The 17,045-nt window shown below is 57.2% G+C and carries 10 protein-coding genes; 3 read left to right on the forward strand and 7 right to left on the reverse strand.

What is annotated here, in order from left to right; translation table 11 throughout:
* Together ACQ66M_RS00855 and ACQ66M_RS00860 are read right to left on the reverse strand one after the other, a co-directional pair.
* On the reverse strand, positions 1-5,817 hold the full coding sequence (locus ACQ66M_RS00855; RefSeq protein ID WP_430401399.1) for a MupA/Atu3671 family FMN-dependent luciferase-like monooxygenase: 5,817 nt from the start codon (positions 5,815-5,817) through the stop codon (positions 1-3).
* A gap of 230 nt (positions 5,818-6,047) precedes the next feature.
* A complete protein-coding gene (locus ACQ66M_RS00860) occupies positions 6,048-7,535 on the reverse strand; it encodes a lipopolysaccharide biosynthesis protein (protein ID WP_430401400.1) in 1,488 nt (495 codons plus the stop codon).
* Positions 7,536-8,428: 893 nt separating this feature from the next.
* On the opposite strand from ACQ66M_RS00860, the gene ACQ66M_RS00865 reads away from it, so the two are divergent.
* The 3 genes from ACQ66M_RS00865 to ACQ66M_RS00875 all read left to right on the forward strand — a co-directional run bounded on the left by ACQ66M_RS00865 (position 8,429) and on the right by ACQ66M_RS00875 (position 10,227).
* On the forward strand, positions 8,429-8,833 hold the full coding sequence (locus ACQ66M_RS00865) for a YidH family protein (RefSeq protein ID WP_350170878.1): 405 nt from the start codon (positions 8,429-8,431) through the stop codon (positions 8,831-8,833).
* A 169-nt stretch (positions 8,834-9,002) separates the two neighbouring features.
* On the forward strand, positions 9,003-9,449 hold the full coding sequence (locus tag ACQ66M_RS00870; protein WP_350170877.1) for a hypothetical protein: 447 nt from the start codon (positions 9,003-9,005) through the stop codon (positions 9,447-9,449).
* A gap of 61 nt (positions 9,450-9,510) precedes the next feature.
* Positions 9,511-10,227: a hypothetical protein gene (locus tag ACQ66M_RS00875; protein ID WP_430401401.1), complete on the forward strand. Its 717-nt coding sequence runs from the start codon at positions 9,511-9,513 to the stop codon at positions 10,225-10,227.
* Between the two features lie 13 nt (positions 10,228-10,240).
* Here ACQ66M_RS00875 and ACQ66M_RS00880 read toward each other — a convergent pair whose 3' ends face one another.
* From ACQ66M_RS00880 to ACQ66M_RS00900, 5 genes are all read right to left on the reverse strand, one after another.
* Complete coding sequence (locus ACQ66M_RS00880) at positions 10,241-12,616, reverse strand: protein kinase domain-containing protein (protein WP_430401402.1); 2,376 nt, start codon at positions 12,614-12,616, stop codon at positions 10,241-10,243.
* 330 nt (positions 12,617-12,946) lie between these two features.
* Complete coding sequence (locus ACQ66M_RS00885) at positions 12,947-13,909, reverse strand: C1 family peptidase (RefSeq protein WP_350170874.1); 963 nt, start codon at positions 13,907-13,909, stop codon at positions 12,947-12,949.
* A gap of 2 nt (positions 13,910-13,911) precedes the next feature.
* Complete coding sequence (locus ACQ66M_RS00890; protein WP_430401403.1) at positions 13,912-14,424, reverse strand: hypothetical protein; 513 nt, start codon at positions 14,422-14,424, stop codon at positions 13,912-13,914.
* Positions 14,421-15,971, reverse strand: coding sequence for a serine/threonine-protein kinase (locus ACQ66M_RS00895; protein WP_430401404.1), 1,551 nt, complete (start codon positions 15,969-15,971; stop codon positions 14,421-14,423). The genes ACQ66M_RS00890 and ACQ66M_RS00895 overlap by 4 nt, the downstream gene beginning before the upstream one ends.
* Entirely contained in the window at positions 15,968-17,005 is a 1,038-nt protein-coding gene (locus ACQ66M_RS00900; protein WP_430401405.1) for an FHA domain-containing protein, read from the reverse strand. Before ACQ66M_RS00900 ends, ACQ66M_RS00895 begins: the two co-directional genes overlap by 4 nt.
* Positions 17,006-17,045: the final 40 nt, after the last annotated feature.

Here is a 17,045-nt window from a genome sequence, read left to right on the forward strand (position 1 = left end):
TCAGTTCACTTTCTCTTCGCGAAGCGCCCGACGTCTCGCGGCAGCTTCCTCGCGCCGATTAACACGCTGCTCAGGTTCATCCGTCGCAGGAGAGCCGACTTGAAACGCTGCGCCAAGATGGGCAGCCAGTGTTTCCACAGTCGGGTAGCGGAACATGGAAACCAGCGAGACTCGCTTGCCGAGTTTTTTGGACAAACGCTGGTTGGCTTGTGCCGTCAAAAGTGAATTGGCACCGATATCAAAGATCCTGTCGGTACGCCCGACCTGCGGGATGTTGAGGATCTCCTTCCAGACGTCTGCGATAGTCTCTTCAAGGGCGCTGGTTGGTGGCACATAGGCAGTTGTCACCGGCAGGGAGACTTGCTTGGGAGCAGGAAGTGCCTTGCGGTCGATCTTGCCATTGGGAGTGAGCGGGAAGGATTCCAAGGCGACAAAGGCCGATGGAATCATGTATTCCGGCAGGTGTTCACGCAAATGCGTGCGCAGCTCCTCAATCAGTTGGCTCTGGTCCTTCCCCTGCCCTGCTGGTGAATTTGCGTAGGCGTTTGCCGGTTTGAGAGAGGTCCGATCCGGATACGGCAAGATACCAACGGGCGCACGACTCTTGTGACGGAAAACAACATCGAAGGTCGATGGTTCTTCAGAGCCGGAATATGTCACATCGGCGCGATAATCCGGGTGAATGTCGAACAGGGCACCGGGATTGATGCCGTCTGCCGCCTCGGCCTCGATCAATGAACGAAGTGTGCTGACGTCGGCGTCTCCTGCCCCGGACAGGGCCTCACGAACCTTGTAAACATTGGCAAGCCGTGCATTTTTGATCCCCCGAAGGTAGACCATATCTTCTCCGGTCTTCAGCAGGGATGAGATTTCATCCAGGGTTTCAGCAGTCTTTGGCGCGGGCAGTGTAATCGTCGCTGGCTGCGCTTGCCCCACATGCAGGACGACATCGTAGCGGAATGCCGTCATCTCATTGGTGTGCAGGCCGCGTTTCAAACTGATGCTCACGCCGTTCAGCTTTGGTATGTCGCAAACCAGCGCCTGAAAATATTCCTCGGCCAGCACCAGTTCGCTATCGCGAGCAGTGCGCGCATCAATTCGGCTGTTGAGGGCGAGTTTCTCGACATGACCGGGCGCCTGATTTAGTTCCACCATGGTGTGGAAAGCTACAAGCTGATCCAGGCTGCGCACATCACCCACAAAAATCTGTCCGCCATCAGCGACCAACTCGCTGGCTGATCTCAGGACGCCCGTTAAATATTCTGCACTCGGAAAATATTGCGCGACAGAGTTGATGATAACAGTATCGAAGGCGCCCTTTTCGAAATCCTCAATTAGATGGGCAGGACGTTGAAGCAATGTAACCTTCTGCTTCTCGTCTGCGGTAAGTTCGCTGTCGATTTGTTCGAGAGCGCTGGGCGATATATCTGTGCCGGTATAGTGCTCGACCTCCGGAGCAACAGAAAACAAAACCATGCCGGTGCCGCACCCGATCTCAAGTACTCGGCGTGGATTAAGGTCAAGAATATTGCGCTGCGTTGCATCGCGCCATTCGCGCATGTGTTCTTCAGGAATGGGCGCGCCGGTATAGCTGTCATTCCAGCCAGAAAAATTGAATCGCGGATCGATATCGCTTTCACTCTGCTTGTAGGCCGCATCCCAAAGAACTTTCCACTGATCAACAACGTCAGTGCTGTCAGACTGACCATGGGATGAATTGTAGTAAGCGACGAGCTGGGAAATGCCATTCTCGGTATAGGTTGAAACGACGCTCTGCCAGACATCAGGATGGCGGCTGAGTTGGGTTTCAATCTCGCCAAGCTCGATGCGGTAGCCATTGATTTTGACCTGTTGGTCAAGGCGGCCGAGAAACTCAATCTCTCCGGATTCCGTGTAGCGAGCCAGATCGCCGGTCTTATACAGGCGTTCACCAGGCGCAAATGGATCGAGTATAAACCGTTCGGCGGTTAAGTCATCGCGACCAAGGTAACCTGGCACGACGCCGTCACCACCAATGCACAGTTCTCCAGCCGCGCCTTGCGCTACCAGTTGATGGTTCCGATCCAGCAAACGAATGGTGGTATTGGCGATCGGTCGCCCGATGGTGATCGGCTCGCCTTTGCGGATTGCTGAAGTGGTCGACCAGATTGTTGTTTCCGTCGGGCCGTACATATTGGTGAATTGACCAGTCAGGTGCTTGTGCAAGGTGTCAGCGAGGTCATGCGCAAGGGCTTCCCCCCCGAGCATGAGATGCTTGAGCCTGCCCAAATGACCCAACACATCGGGATCATCGATCAGCATACGCGCCATGGACGGTGTACACTGCAAGTGGGTGACCGCGTGCGCCTTCAATGTTTCTGAGACTGTATGATCGTCATTCTCTTCCTGTGTGGTTGTGCTGGCCGAATTGGCAAGTTCCCGCAGGCGATTGAGATGAGCCAGGTTTTCAAGCACGACGCCCGAATCAATTCCGAAATCGACAAGACAGGCGATCTCATTGACGCCGATCAGCTTTAGCTTTTCGACCATGCCGATGGCATGCTCTGGCGAGCCGAACAGTCCTCCGGTCTCAAAATACCGGTCAAACGCATATTCCAGGAGCGCAGCAAGGTCTTCGTCAGTAAACTGCGTTGTATCGAGTTGCGCGTCGTCGCCGTCCAGTGACGGACGCTTGAAAGCCGGAAACATCCAGGGCGCGGCTTTGACCAGGTCAAAGGAGCTTTTCAGATAGTTGCAGAAAGGCTCGCGGGCGATCTCGCGTGCCGCTTCTGTATCATCGCATACAAAGGTGTGCAGCATGAGCGAGACATGACCCGGTCCCTCATGGCCGCTTTGTGTGCGGGCTTCGCGATAAGCAGAAAGCTTGGTGCGCAGGTCATCAATATCCTGGCCGAGCATATTGGTGAGGACATTGGCCCCGAGCCGGCCGGCCGCCCTGAACGTCTCAATATTCCCGGCGGACGCAATCCAGATTGGCGGACGCTTCTGGATCGGGCGCGGAAAGGATTTTACCTTGATCGTCTGGCCTTCGCCATTTTCGACATCAATTTCTTCGCCAGCCCAGAGTTTGAACACCGTCTCAATATTCTCGACCATCAGCTCGCGGCGACGTTCATAATTTTGTGGCATCAGAGCGAAATCGTTTGCGTGCCAGCCTGAGGCAAAGGAGAGCCCCACACGGCCATTTGAGAGCTGGTCGATAACCGACCAGTCTTCAGCAACACGCACAGGATTGTGCAAAGGCAGCACGACACTGCCGGCGCGCAGATCGACGTTTTTGGTGATGGTTGCAATCGCAGCTGTCGTGACTGCCGGGTTGGGATAGATTCCGCCAAATTCATGAAAGTGACGCTCTGGCGTCCAGACTGACTGGAAGCCGTTCGCGTCGGCAAACTTCGCCCCTTCGATCAGTAGCTTGTAGGTCTCGCCGGGCCGCGTGTCGCCTTGCGATGCGGAGAAATAGAACAAGCCAAAATCCATCGGGGTGCTGGAAACTTCTACCCTATCGGTAGCGGCCAGCGAGGTGCGATCGCTCTCGCCCTGGATAATCACCTCGAATCCGCGCGACAGGGTCCAGAAAATCTCCAGAACAGAAATGTCAAAGCTCATGCTGGTCACCGCAAGCCAGACCCCTGGATCAGTACCAATCACATCGTCCATGCCAGCAAAAAAGTTAGAGACATTGCGATGGGCGACTTTCACCCCCTTGGGGCGCCCCGTCGAGCCGGACGTAAATATGACGTAAGCAAGGTTGTCTGCAGTCACATCACTCTTTGCCGGCGTTTGCGGTCCATCTCGATCGATCGACTCCAGGGTGAGGATGTCGGCACCCTCCAAAGCGAGGGCTTCCGCAAGCGCAGTCTGGGTCAGCAATACCTTTGCGTTTGAATCTTCAAACATGATTCCCAATCGGTCACGCGGATAGACAGGATCCATCGGAACATAGGCGCCCCCGGCCTTCATGACCCCGAGAAGGGCTGCGACAAGCTCTGTTGACCGCTTCAGACATACGGCAACGAAATCACCCGGGCCGACGCCCCTGGCGACCAGTCTGTGTGCGATCTGATTGGCTCGAGCGTCCAGCTCGCGATAGGTGAGCTTCTGGTTGCGAAAGACCAGTGCGGTTGCGTCCGGTGTGCGGCGGACTTGCGCTTCAAAGTGCTGGTGAACGCATAAATCGCTGGCATAGGACTTCACTGGCCCCTGAGCGAGTTCCAGCAAGCTGCGCTTTTTGGCCTCGGAGAGCAGGTTGATGGCCGCGACGGGGAGGCCGGAACGTTCATTGGCATCCGCCAAGAGTGTTTCCATCCGCTCAGAAATGTCCTCGACTGCGACTTGCGACATCGCATTCTTGTCGTAGCTCAGGACGTATTCGTCGGAAGCCTCATCAACAAAAAGGGTAACGGCAGTGCCGGGAACAAGTCCAGCCTCACCGCCCAGCGCCAGACCGATCGGAAGCTTGCTGGCGTTTGGCGCGGCGCTGCGCAATGCGCTATAGCGGGTCACGATATCGCTTGCATACGTGCCGCGCCTGGCCTGTTCAGAGAGTTCGCGCTCAACAGCCATCAACAGGGTGGCAAATGGAGCGTCAAGATCAACCGATATCCGCATGGGAGCTGCCGACGCGTAGATGCCTGCACCTTCGACCGGAAGGGACTTCGCGAGCGCCAGGTCAAAAGGCTCATTCTCGCCGGAACGGGCGATAGAGGCTGCAAGCGCTGCTATGTAGGCAGCGGCAGGATAATTGCGCTCATGACGCACAAAGCTGACCTCAGCGTCGCCCCCATGCGCATAAATCTGCCCAAGGGCGGGGCCGCGTTGGCTAGACAGCCTGCGCACCCAGAATCTCTCATGTTTGGTCAGCTTGGCATCCAGGGCACCAAGAGCCACGCTCGTTTCTGCCGAGGAGGGGACAAAATCGCCGACTTTCATCCCCAGGCGAACGGGATCAATGTGTGCGCCGTCAGCAGTTGCCAGCCGACCAAAACGCACCACCCCGTCAGAAGCTGCTATGTCGATACGATCGGCATCAACAGCCATAACCTGCCCCGGCATGCCGGGGTTGGCGTCTACAAGTAGCTCTGCCTGCTCCACCAGGAAGGCTTTATCCCCAATGAGCAATTTGGGCCGGCACATCCAGTTGTCTTCGTTTCCCAGATCAAGACCGCGTACCAGGCGGTCAATCTGTGATGCGGAATGTTGGAAATCGATCAGCCCTGGACCTGGGCGATCCGAACGCAGATGAAACTGATCTGTCGGACCTTGCGGCGTTACCGATATGGGGACACCGCTTTCCGCTTCTGATTCAAATGCGGCCAGCAGCTCAACAAAGGTTTCCCGGCAAGCCGAAGCGCATTTCACGCCGACCGAAAAACCAGTATCTTCTGACGATATTTCGAATGTCTTTTGTAGTAGAATGTCACCGGAATCGACATTTCCGGTCATGCTGTGCCAGGTCACACCGTGCACCGCTTCGCCGCCCATAATGGCCCAGGAGGTCGCATTGAACCCTGCATATTTAGGGAGGGCTGAGTCATGGAAATTGACAGCGCGCCTGGTTGGAAGGGTTAGAACCTCATCCGGCAGGATTGCGTGATTAACAATTGAAAAGAGATAGTCGAAAACCTTGCCGTTCAAATGTCCTGCGAGGTCACCTTTAGCCGACACGACCGGACAGTTGGAGATGGCTGCCCATTCGCCTACTTCCGGGCAGTCACTGATGATCGATACCAGCTTGTGTCCCGCATCAACCCAATGCTGCATGCACCCGACAAGAATCTGACCCTTGCCAACAAAAATGCCTTTAAATTGCGTCATGCGCATATCCCCCCAACCCTTTAATATTAATGAACTCTTGCGCGTCTTCCGGCAAGCTCACCTATCCCGACCATTGAAAAAGCAAGAATCGTTCCAGACGCGAATTCCATTCAGACATCGTCGTCCTATGACCGGTAACGCGGAACTCTTGCAGGTTTTTCCTAGCGTCATGGAAACACCAGGACAGTTAACAAAGGGGTTAACCCATGCAGCGCGCGACGGGCTGCAGCTTAGGCATTTGTTGACGCGGCAGGGCGGTCTTTGGACCGAAGGGCATGAAAATCATTCAATATTCCCCGAACGAATCGACGGAAAAACAGACCCATGGACAGCGCATACGCCGCAGCCCCAATGGACACCAGTATCAGCAACTGGAGTGGACTCGGCAGTGCTTGCAGGCCAGGAACCACCGCCCCGACACTCAGCAGGCCACCTGACATGATGAGGGTTGATACGAATTGTGGGGCAAGGGATTTCAGGAAGCGTAACGCAGACAGGTTCAGCTCCTTCAACACCCCAAGCTGGAAGGGAACCAGCAAGACGATGTTCGCAATCAGATAGGCCGTGGCCATTGCAGTAAGCTCGCCGAAATAGATGCCTATTGAAAAGGCTGTCACGAAACCAACGGTACGGATCATCGCCCATCGCAACAAGAGTCCGGAACGACCTCTGGCTTTCCATATATCGTTGGCAACAGAGCCAACACATTGGAGCAGGCCAACGAAAGCAAGAATTTGCACGATAGGCGCAACAGGTCCCCATTGTGCCCCGAACAAGACATCAATGAATGGCACCGCGACAATCGCAAGTCCCGTCAACATGGGAAACACGATGACGCTCAGCATTGAAACCGCTCTGACGTATGCTCGCCCCAATCTGGCCGTATCTGTGTTAACGGCCGACAGAGCCGGATAAAGCGCAAAGCTTAGCCCTCCGCCAAGTGTCGTCACAGGTATCATCATCACTTGGTAGGCGCGGGAGTAGAATCCCAGGGCATCAGCCCCGAGATACCGACCAATCAGCAGATTGTCCGTATTGCGGTTGATGAACCCGACGAAAGCCGTGCCCGTCAGTCCCATTGAGAAAGAGAAGACCTGTTTGATTTCCTCAATGTCGAAAGTGACTTTCAAAGGGGCTTTGTGAGCGAGCAACCCTGCAAGGGCCTTCACGGCATACATGATTATCTGCTGCCAGACCAAGGCCCACACGCCATAACCGTTGAGCGCAAGAACGACAGCCGCAACTGACGAGAGAACGATCCCAGACAGATCGATTATAGCAATGGTTTGAAACTTGTAGTTCCGCTGCAGCCACGCCATCGGAACCAGAAATGCGCAATGCAGAAGCAATATGATAGACAAGGCCCGAACCAGGTCCGCAGCGACAGGTTCCTTGAAAAAGGCGGCAACAAGGGGTGCGGTAAAGTAGGCCAGCAGCGTAAGGGAAATGCCGAACGCCAGATTGATCCAGAAGGCACTTGACCAGAACGCGGCTGAGGGCTTCTCCGCGCGAACCAAAGCTGCCGAAATGCCGAGATCATTGAACATCGTGAAGAAGCCGACAAACGTCATCGCCATCGCCACCTGTCCGAATTGTTCAGGTGTGAGGATCCGAGCCAGGATGGGAATGATGATAAGGAACTGACCGACATTCTTCGCGACGGTCACACCGATGTTCATCGCAGCTCCACCAGCCGTCTTTTTTGCCAGCTGGCTCATTCAGCCCCCCGTTCCTTGGTTCGACGCCCACTCTGGAGGCACTTTGACAGTCATACAGATATCAAATTTCACGAGCTCGCGTACCGTTCGCACTCAGTCAACGCTCGAGTCAAGCTGAACCACCCGCCCGAGCACGCCGCCATGTGCGGACAAGGCCAATCATACAAAAAGAGTGCCAACAGACGAGAGCAAACGAGGTGCTCAGGCAATCGACAGGGAGCTGGTCACTCTCACAGCAGATGGGCATAACTCGCTCATGAAGAGATTCTTGCCCATTTCGAAGCGAGATCTGAAGCCGAAAATGTAGCCTCAAGTCTGGTTCCAAGTGAGAACAGTTCAGTCCCGCACCTGCCCGGCCGGTGTGAGACAGCAGCCATGGCGCGAGCGATCGCTTCTGCACGGCGCCGAAGACGCGCTGACGGATTCGATGATAATGTTTCGTATGAGACTGAAGAGCGACAAGCGGCTGATGGCGCTGACTGTCAGCCCGACTGGCTCTACGAGGGCGACCGCAGCCGATTTGTTGCGCAGGAATGAGACTCTCCCTGCCCGGGCGATGTGCAACTCCACCTTTTTGGCACAGCAACGCTCAGCATTGCCGACGGGATCGAGACGAGACAGAGTGACACGATCGAGATTGAGGCGCTCTTTTTTTTAGCCTCCCCTCAGAAACCGGATGGCGACCCTCGCCGCCCGCGGAAAGGCCTGCAAAGCAATTTTTCCAGCCACTGGCGACAGACCAAAGCACAGATGCAAAATTCTCAAGCGGCGCGAAGGGTTGGTGAGCCAGCGCGCGAGGTCAGGCCTTCAAAAGGGTCACGAGAGACGTGGCTTCTTTAAGGATCCTAGCTCCTCACAAGGAACTTTCGCTGAACCAGCCGCGTTTGAACAGAATGCCAAAGACACCGGATGGAACAGGCCGAAATGGCGACAATAGCGGTTCGACGAACGCGCTCGCGGAAGATCGTACCGACTGGGCGGAAGACAGAACCCTTCTGGCGAACGAGCGCACGTTTGCCAGCTGGATGCGAACGGGCCTCACATCTGCCGCATTGGGGCTCGGCTTTCATGCAGTTTTCAAGGCTGTAGATCCCACATGGCTGGCCAGATCCGTAGCCACGCTCTTTGTCATCACCGCACTCATTATCTACGCGCTTGCTTATCAAAAAGCGCGAAGCGTTGGGCAGCGTATGAATTGCCATTCAGTGGAACCACTCAGCCAGCGATCACTTCTAGCCATCGCCCTCATTCTCAGTGCGGCAACAACCGCGCTCGGCCTTGTTCTCTGGATTGTTTAGCGGCGCCAGCCTGACCGCGCACCTTGAGGCGACGTACCGCCCCCCCGGCCGCCTCAAGGTCGGCTCAGGTGATGCTGTCTGACAGTTAGATTGACCCGTTTCGTCTGAAGTTTGCGCTTGTTCCAGTGACCATAATGATCTGCCGATCAGAGAGACGAGGACGTTCGCCATGAGAAAACTCTTCACCGCAATGCCATTGATGTTTGTTCCGATACTTCTCTACACGAGTGTGGCCATTACCACGGGCAGACCAGAGGATGCATCGGCCGCGCCGATTATGAGCGCGCTAAGTACAACAATCTTCCAGATGCCAATGGTGTCCGGCGGCAAATGGGTTTTTGAAACGGGCGACGGCATCCTGTTTGCAGGTATGATCATGTTGTTCATCGAAATCATCAAGTCGACTAACTCAAAGACATTCTCCCTGATCAATCATGGCTTGTCGATGGCGATTTTTGTGCTGTCGCTTGTCGCTTTCCTGTTGGTCAGGAATTTTGCGACGTCGGTTTTCTTCTTGTTGTTATTGATGATGCTGCTTGATGTCATTGCCGGATTCCTGGTGACGATCGTAACTGCCCGTCGCGATTTCGGCGTCGGATCGGGACTGCTCGATTAATTCAGATGAGCCTTAGTCAGCAGGAAGCGATTTTCCCGGCGAACAAGCGAGCAAGGCACAAATGGAAAACACGGTTGATGGAAAGACAGTGCTTTGCCGGTCTCATACCGGCAGGCCCAGGAGGCCCATCTTAGCGCTTTGCCTGTATTTGCTCGCGTTCAGCCTTACCATTCTTTCGGCTGCGTTTGTGTTTTTTGACGGCCTGCGACTGGGGCTCATTGTCTTTGTTCTGGCGGTATGCATCTTTCTTCTTGGAAGGTTTACTTGGCGTAATTACCAGTCCGCGCGTCGCTGGCGAATCGAAATTGAGCCCGGCGAAATACTCATAGACTTACCCGTTGAGCGGTCAGTGACTGAGCCGCAGCAACGTATTCGGCAGTTGATGGAGTTATCGCATATCGCATGTGTTGAGACGCGTCTGGAAGTCTATCAATCCTTCGGCGTGACAAACATGCAGCGAAGCTACGCATTTCGCATGAGGTCTGGCGAATTGATTATGCTTGGCAAGGACCGGGCGCTGACAACGCCACCGGTTGATCACACGATGGGCCAGACCGTGGAAACGATTAGTCTCAAGACCGGGTTGGCGTTACGTGACCTTGGTATGGTCGCAAGCAAGGCTGGACTCTTGGGTGGCTTATTCACTGCGATACCGCCATGGGATTCTCACGATACTCGAATAATGCGCACGGTCGACTTGTGGCGTGGGGCGGTACTGACAGTCGGAACGACGGGAATTGCCATAATCATCGGATTGATCCTGGCCGCAATGTTCTGAACACTTCGTCACACTACTCTTTGCAAAGGGGATATTGCTCAAGATAGGCAGCTATTTCAGGACGATCGCTTTCTAGCATTGTGCCTGAGGACTCCATGATGTCGGCATAGCGCTTGATTTCCTCAAGGTGGCCACAACGCTTGGATTCATCAGTGCCCCAGCCTTTGTAGAACTCGTGTAGCTGGACGTGCTGAACTAGCATATTGCGCTGGTAAGCGCCGCGCTCAGGCGACCGTTCGTAGCGCTCACGAAACCATTGGGTCGCCGAAAGAAGGCTCTGCTCGGCTTCGTCCATACGCTTAAGATCAAGCAGGGCGTAGGCCATTTCTCCGTTATATGTTGCCCTGTTCTGTCGGGCATCCTCATCATCGGCGTCGAGCGCAATACGCCGTTCGGAGATTTCCAGTGCGTCCTTGTAGTCCGCAACAGCCAATTCAGGTTCGCTGATTTTATAGTATGCATAAGCACGACGCCACAGGCTGAAGCTGCGCGCGCGCCAGAATGAGACGGTCTCTGCTGGAATAAGATGGCGGATCTTCTCGAGCGTCACCAGTGAGGCAGTGGCTGCAGCGACGCCTTCGGTCGCACGATTAGAATTTGTGAGGACTTCCGACTGAATGCGCTGGGTCCTCGCAAGACCGTATAGAAGGTCGACGCTGTCGGGATATGCAGCGAGCAGTGGTTCGAAAGCTGCGAGCACACCACCAAGTGTTTTGAGCGACGCCTCCCTGTCATTGTTGCGAAATTCCATGATTCCCTGGTTGCCCTGCATGGCGAGGAGCTGAAAGCGCTGATGCAGATCATCCTGATGACGCTCAATGTAAGAGGAATAATAAGCCTGTGCCTTGGCGTTCTGAGCAAACGCTTTTTCCATGTCGACATCGACATAGAGGGAAGCATCGGCCAATTCAGCATAGAGATCCCCAAGGGCGATGAGTAGTTCGCTGGACTTTGGTTCGACGTCTTCAAGCGGCTGGAGTATGCCTTTGGCGCGTACAAGGTTGTCTTCGGCCAGACCGACTTCCTGCAAAGAGCTGAATCCCGGTGTGCCCTGAATTTCGCTAAGGCGAACAAGACCTCGGCCAGTTTCGATACGCAGTTCGTCGGAGGCGCGCGCATCGCTGGCCAGAGAGTCGAGATAGGCCTGGGCAGCCTCAGCGAGTTCGACCTTGGCACGGGTAGAACCCGGCACGAGATCGATCTTGTCGTAGACATCGAACATGAGTGAATTGGCGAGTGTGCGGACCTGCTGGAAGCGGTAGTCACTTTCCATTCGGGCCGCCTCAGCGCGCTGGTATTGCCAGAAGGTTATGGTGAGCGCAGTGGCGAGGCCGACAAAGGCCAGGCTTGTGCCGACCACGACGAAGCGCCGCCGCTTCATGAATTTACTCAGGAGGTAGAGGGAGCCGCCTTCACGAGCGTCGACTGGTTTGTCCGCACGGAGATTGTTTATGTCGTCCATCAGCGCATCGACGGACGCATATCGCTTTTCCGGCTCTATCATCGTGGCTCGGGCAATGATTGCGGAAATATCGTCAGAATGCGGCAAATCTTCGGTCAGGGCGTCAAGCAGCTTGCCGAGTGAGTAAATGTCGGACAGCGTGTTCGTGCCAACCCCTTGGGCGCGTTCCGGCGCGGCGAAACCTGGCGTGAAGCTGAGGCTGACGAGTGAGCTGGAGCTGGATTCTTCCGGGGAGACGTCAATGTCGTTCGGCTTTGCAATGCCAAAATCAATCAGTTTTACCTGCCCAGCCTGCGTAACCAGGACATTGGAGGGAGTGATGTCGCGGTGGACGATCAGGTTCTGGTGTGCAAAGCGCACGGCACTGCAGGCATCGGTAAAAAGCCAGAGCCGGTCGTCGAGTCCGAGTCCGTGTTGGTCGGCCCAGACCGTCATTGGCTGGCCGTCGATATATTCCATAATGATATAGGGCGACCCGTCATCGAGTTCTCCGCCGTCAAGCAGGCGAGCAATATGGGCGTGGCCAAGATCGGCGAGTATTTGCCGTTCACGGCGGAAACGCGCGATCAGGGCGTCAGACAGGACACCCGGTCGTATGATCTTGATCGCGACCTTGTGCGCAAAGTCGCCAGAATCCCGCTCGCCTTTGAAGACGGCACCCATGCCTCCCTGACCGATCAGGCCGGTGATGCGGTAAGCGCCAATCCTCTCAGGGGCGGGATGCGGGATGGTGTCGGCGCTCGCTCCACCGGTCTTGAGCGAATTGCTATCCGACCCATCTGCGGCAAGCAGTTCGAGCGCCCGCCTGCGCAGGGAAAGATTGTCGCCGGCTTGCTGTTCGATCCACTCCCGACGCGTTTCGGACGGCTGATCAAGTGCATCGGAAAAAAGCTCAACCGCGAGTTTTTCAAGGTCCGGCGTATCCATTGACATGTCCCCACATGTGCGATGTCCAGCCTTCAGCCATGCAACATATGCGCCGAACCTGCGCGGTCGCCTTCCGGTGGCTGAATGGATGTGGACCCGTTTCTGATGCAAGTGTGGCCGATCCAGCGGTGAGGATCAACGGTCCACGCAAAATTGAAATTTATTTGGGCCGGTGTGACCCCGATCACACGAACTCTGCGCCTTTCCTAATGAAGCCCCAACGAAACTGTCAGGGCTTCCTTTGCCGGGTGGGGGACGCCCGCGAGGACTGCCACCCAGATTTCCAAACGGGCGCTGGGTGGCGGTCCGTTTCCGTTTGGGTGCCTCAAGTCAATATCCGCCACCCGCACCCGGACCGCGCAGGCGTTCACGGATACCTCGCTTTGACTGTTCCAGGCTCGATTCCAGATCAGCGCCTAGATTACGCTTGAGGCGAGAGAGTGCACTGCTCATCTGAGCTGGCGCCTCGGCCCGAACGGCCGAGAGGGCCTGCTGCTGGGACGGTCCACTCACCGCGAGGTTTGCTTTGCTCTCAATCGCGCCGATGGTCCAGAAGGCGTGCGGGTGACTGTAGCGCTCCATCACGTCATAGGCGATCCAGAGGTGCCCGCCCTCGCCCCACTCCGGTCCCCAGGAGTTGCGAACAAGCCATGCACCGCGGGCATCATCATAGCCGACGATCAGCATGGCATGGCCACCCGACGGCTGAGGCCAGCCCCCGCGCGGACTGGCAATTTGGCCGGTGTCGCGCGCCTCGATCATTAGCATTTCGTGGGGAAGACTTGTTCCGAAAACGACCGGCAAACCGTTAGCAACGGCGGCCTTGGAGCCAAGACCGACCCCGGTGCGCGCATAGGAGATCGCCCCGAATTGCTCGGCCCCCTGGTAGCATGCCTTGATTGGCTCGGTAGGCCACATGGCCTGCTGGTAGGGCCACATGCGCTCAGGGCATGCACCGAATGCCATTACAGAGGCCATGACATGGTGAATGAATGTGCCGCTGTCGGTGTCAGTCGTACCACCAATCTTGCGAGCGTTGTAATACACAAAGAGCCGCGACAGATCGGTCACGGCCTGCCCAGAGAGGCGTTGATGATATTCCAGAGCCCCAACGACCGCATTGGCTGCGCAGGAGCCGACAACGCCCTGGTCCTCGACCGGTGAGCACAGGCCGCGCAGGTCTATCCGATCCGGCAATTGTCCTGCATGGTCGGCTTTCAGCGTCGGGGCCGCGCTGGGTGTTTCTTCCAGCAGGCAGCCATCGGTCCGATACTTCGAATAATCCTGGGCCATTCTCAGTTTCCTTCTGTGCGTGTGTCGGGGGCATCGGCCTGCGGGCGCAGGTCAATGGGCTGGCCTGCAGCAACGAAGGCCGGGTGATTGAAATGGAGCAGCCCATGGGCGTTGAGCGAGCCGTCCATGTTCCGGGTCTCAAACAGAGCGTGGGCGTCATCGAGGAGCCGGGCACCGCCGGTGGCGATGGGGGGATTGGCCGGTGGGGCGATTTCATAGGACAGCATGGAATCCTGAATGGCGCCGACCATCACCAGGCCTGTCATGGGACCAGACGTGAGCGGGCCGGTCAGGCTGTCGCCAGATACGCTGATGTCCCAAGTATTGCCAAGACCATCCTCCCAGCTACCGGAAGGGAAATACAGCGGTTGAGGGGCTGGCGTGCCTGCGTCTGGCACAGAGGCGTCCCCGCCGAGCAGTTCTTCCTTGTGGCTGCCGGGACCGAACACGGCGCTGGGCTTGCAGCCGGTCAATGCGAGTACGAGTGCAGCAATCAGCAGAGGGCGCAGTTTCATGGGCATGGCGCTCCGGGTTCATGATTGACGTGGAAAGTTCCCGAAAGGTTGATGTTCCCGTAGACATCGAATGTCTGGAAGTTGAAGTGACACTGGTCGGTCTGCATGCCCCGCCCGCTGGCCACGTCATTGCCCCGCACATTGAGAACGTATTGGAGGTTTTGCCCACTGATGCCGCCGCGGATATTGAGGGGCGTGCCATCGGCCCCGCGGCCGGAACCGGTAAAGGCGCCGTTGCGGTTGAACTGTAGGTTGTAATAGCCGCCTATGCCGTCTGCCCATGTACCGGAATAATAGGCGAAAGGGGATGGAGGAGCCTTTGGCGTCGGTGTAACGGGCTCTTCGAGATCGTCCAGGACATCATAGCCATCGTTGTCATACGGGAAGGGATCGTCAATTTTCGGCGGATCATAAGTGCCGCCGGTATCCATAGTGCCAATGGCGACCCCGGCGATCACGAGCGTTACAAAGGCGGCCGATCCTGCGGCGATCCAGATGAGGGGCTTTGCGGAGACTTTCGGCGTGTCGCTATCCACGTTGCCGCCGTTCACCGGGAGGCGGTTGACGGCGCCGATCAGGGACTGGCGATACTCCGCCGCCGATTGCGGGCGGGAGTTGCGATTGTCCGACAGGCCCTTGAGAATGAGGGCGTCGACTTCGGGCGGCACGTCTGAGCGCCCTCCCGAGGGCGGCTGCCAGTGGCGGCCAGGGACGACGCCGACGAGGAGTTCGTAGAGCATGACCGATATGGAATAAAGATCAGCTGACGGACCGGCGGCATCCGGATTGGTGCGCTGTTCGGGCGCCATGTAATCCGGCGTGCCGAGACCTGTGCCGCTGGAGGCGCTGGCGAGGTTGCCGGCCGCGCGGGCAATGCCGAAGTCGAGCAGTTTCAGCGGCGCGGACCTGTCGGTGGGCTCGTGCAAGAGAATGATGTTCTCGGGCTTGAGGTCGCGGTGGATGACGCCGGCATCATGCGCGGCGCGCAGGCCATCGAGTATTTCGACCACGATGCGGGCCGCGACGCGCAGCGGGACGGATTCGCCGCGCTGCACAATGCGGCCATGCCAGCTGCGCAGGGAAATGCCGTCGAGATACTCCATCGCGACAAAGGGCTGGCCGGCCGCAAGGCCGACATCATAGACGGCGACGACATTCGGGTGACGGATGTCGCGTGCGGTGACGCCCTCCTCGATCAGGCGCTTGACAGCGCGTTCCCCGCCGAGATGGGCGGCGTTGATGAGCTTGAGCGCGACGGGCTTGGCTGAGACCGTGTCAGTGGACTTGTAAACCACACCCATGCCGCCGCGCCCGATGACGCTGTCGATCGTGTAGCGGCCAGCGAAGACCTGGCCTGGGGCGAGGGTGGGCGAGGATTTCGATTCCATGCTGGTCGGATTGTCGGGATCCGGCGTGATCAGCCCGGTCATTGGCGTGACCTGGTCGACGGCGCCCGATGGATCGCTATCGTGCACCGGCTTGCCACATTCGGTGCAGAAGGCGGAATCCCCTGGCAGCTCTGCGCTGCATTTGTCACAGGTTATCATGGCTTTTCTCCCACCAGACGCGTGAAGATGATCCGGTCGACTTCATCGTGCCGGGTTTCGAACTGGACTTTGAGGGCGATCAGGCCGGGATTGCGCACGAGGGGCGCGATCAGGTCACCCTCATTGAGCGCCACCATCTTGCCGCGACGCAGGGCGGTGTCGTTCACCAGGAGGCCATTCTGGCTCTCTACGCGAAGCATGAGACGATCATTTTCTATGAATAGCTGGAAGTGGCGCCGGGAGATGTGAACAGACGCCTCCTCATCCAACTTGCCCTTGCGCGTGATCAGCAGGCGCACGTCATTGAGGCCGCCTTCGGGCGCATTGGAGGCGCGGCCAAAGCCAAGCACGCCGGCATGGGTACGGATCGGGCCATCAAGCGGGGCGTGGCCCTTGTCGAAGCCTTGCCAAACAAGAGACGTGGACTTGGTGACCGCAAGATTGCCTGTGTAACCGCGATGGCCAAGCGTACGCTCCAGCGTATCGGCGCGCCGCAGCGTGAGACGGATCGGTTCGGCATGGGTGGCGATGCCGGCCTCGCGTTCCTTCTGGATGCGCGTGGGGTTGTAGATGGTCATGCCAGCGCCGATGGCATCAGCCTGGATATTGTAGTTCTGCACGATTTCCGACGGGCCTTCCGGATCGACCGGAATGGCGATGGCGGTGGTGAAGACGTAGCGCTCTTCACGCCAGAGATACCGTGTAGCGACCGTGATGTGCACATCGAACCGGTGAAGACCGGCAGTTTCGAGCACGCCGGTATGCAGGCCGACTTCGGCGGAGGCGGCCGAGTTCAGACGCTGGAAGGTGAGGTCTACCTGGCGAGACTCGCCATCGCCGCCGCGTATCCACATTTCCTCCACGAAAAGCGGGCGGCCAACAGGCGAATTGTTCGACACGACCAGCGGCAGAGCAAGTGTACCACCGACCTTGATGCTGGAGGCCGAGCCCGCATCAAGGCTCAGCTCCGGCGCGACACAGACCGGGCAGCAGCCGGCCGCATCGAGCAGGCCCCCACACTCGTCAGTGGCCATACAGCGCTGCAGCGGCAAGCCGCATTCGTCGCAAAAGGTC

Origin of the sequence: Hyphomonas sp. (genome assembly GCF_965284475.1) — a bacterium.
Classification (GTDB): domain Bacteria; phylum Pseudomonadota; class Alphaproteobacteria; order Caulobacterales; family Hyphomonadaceae; genus Hyphomonas.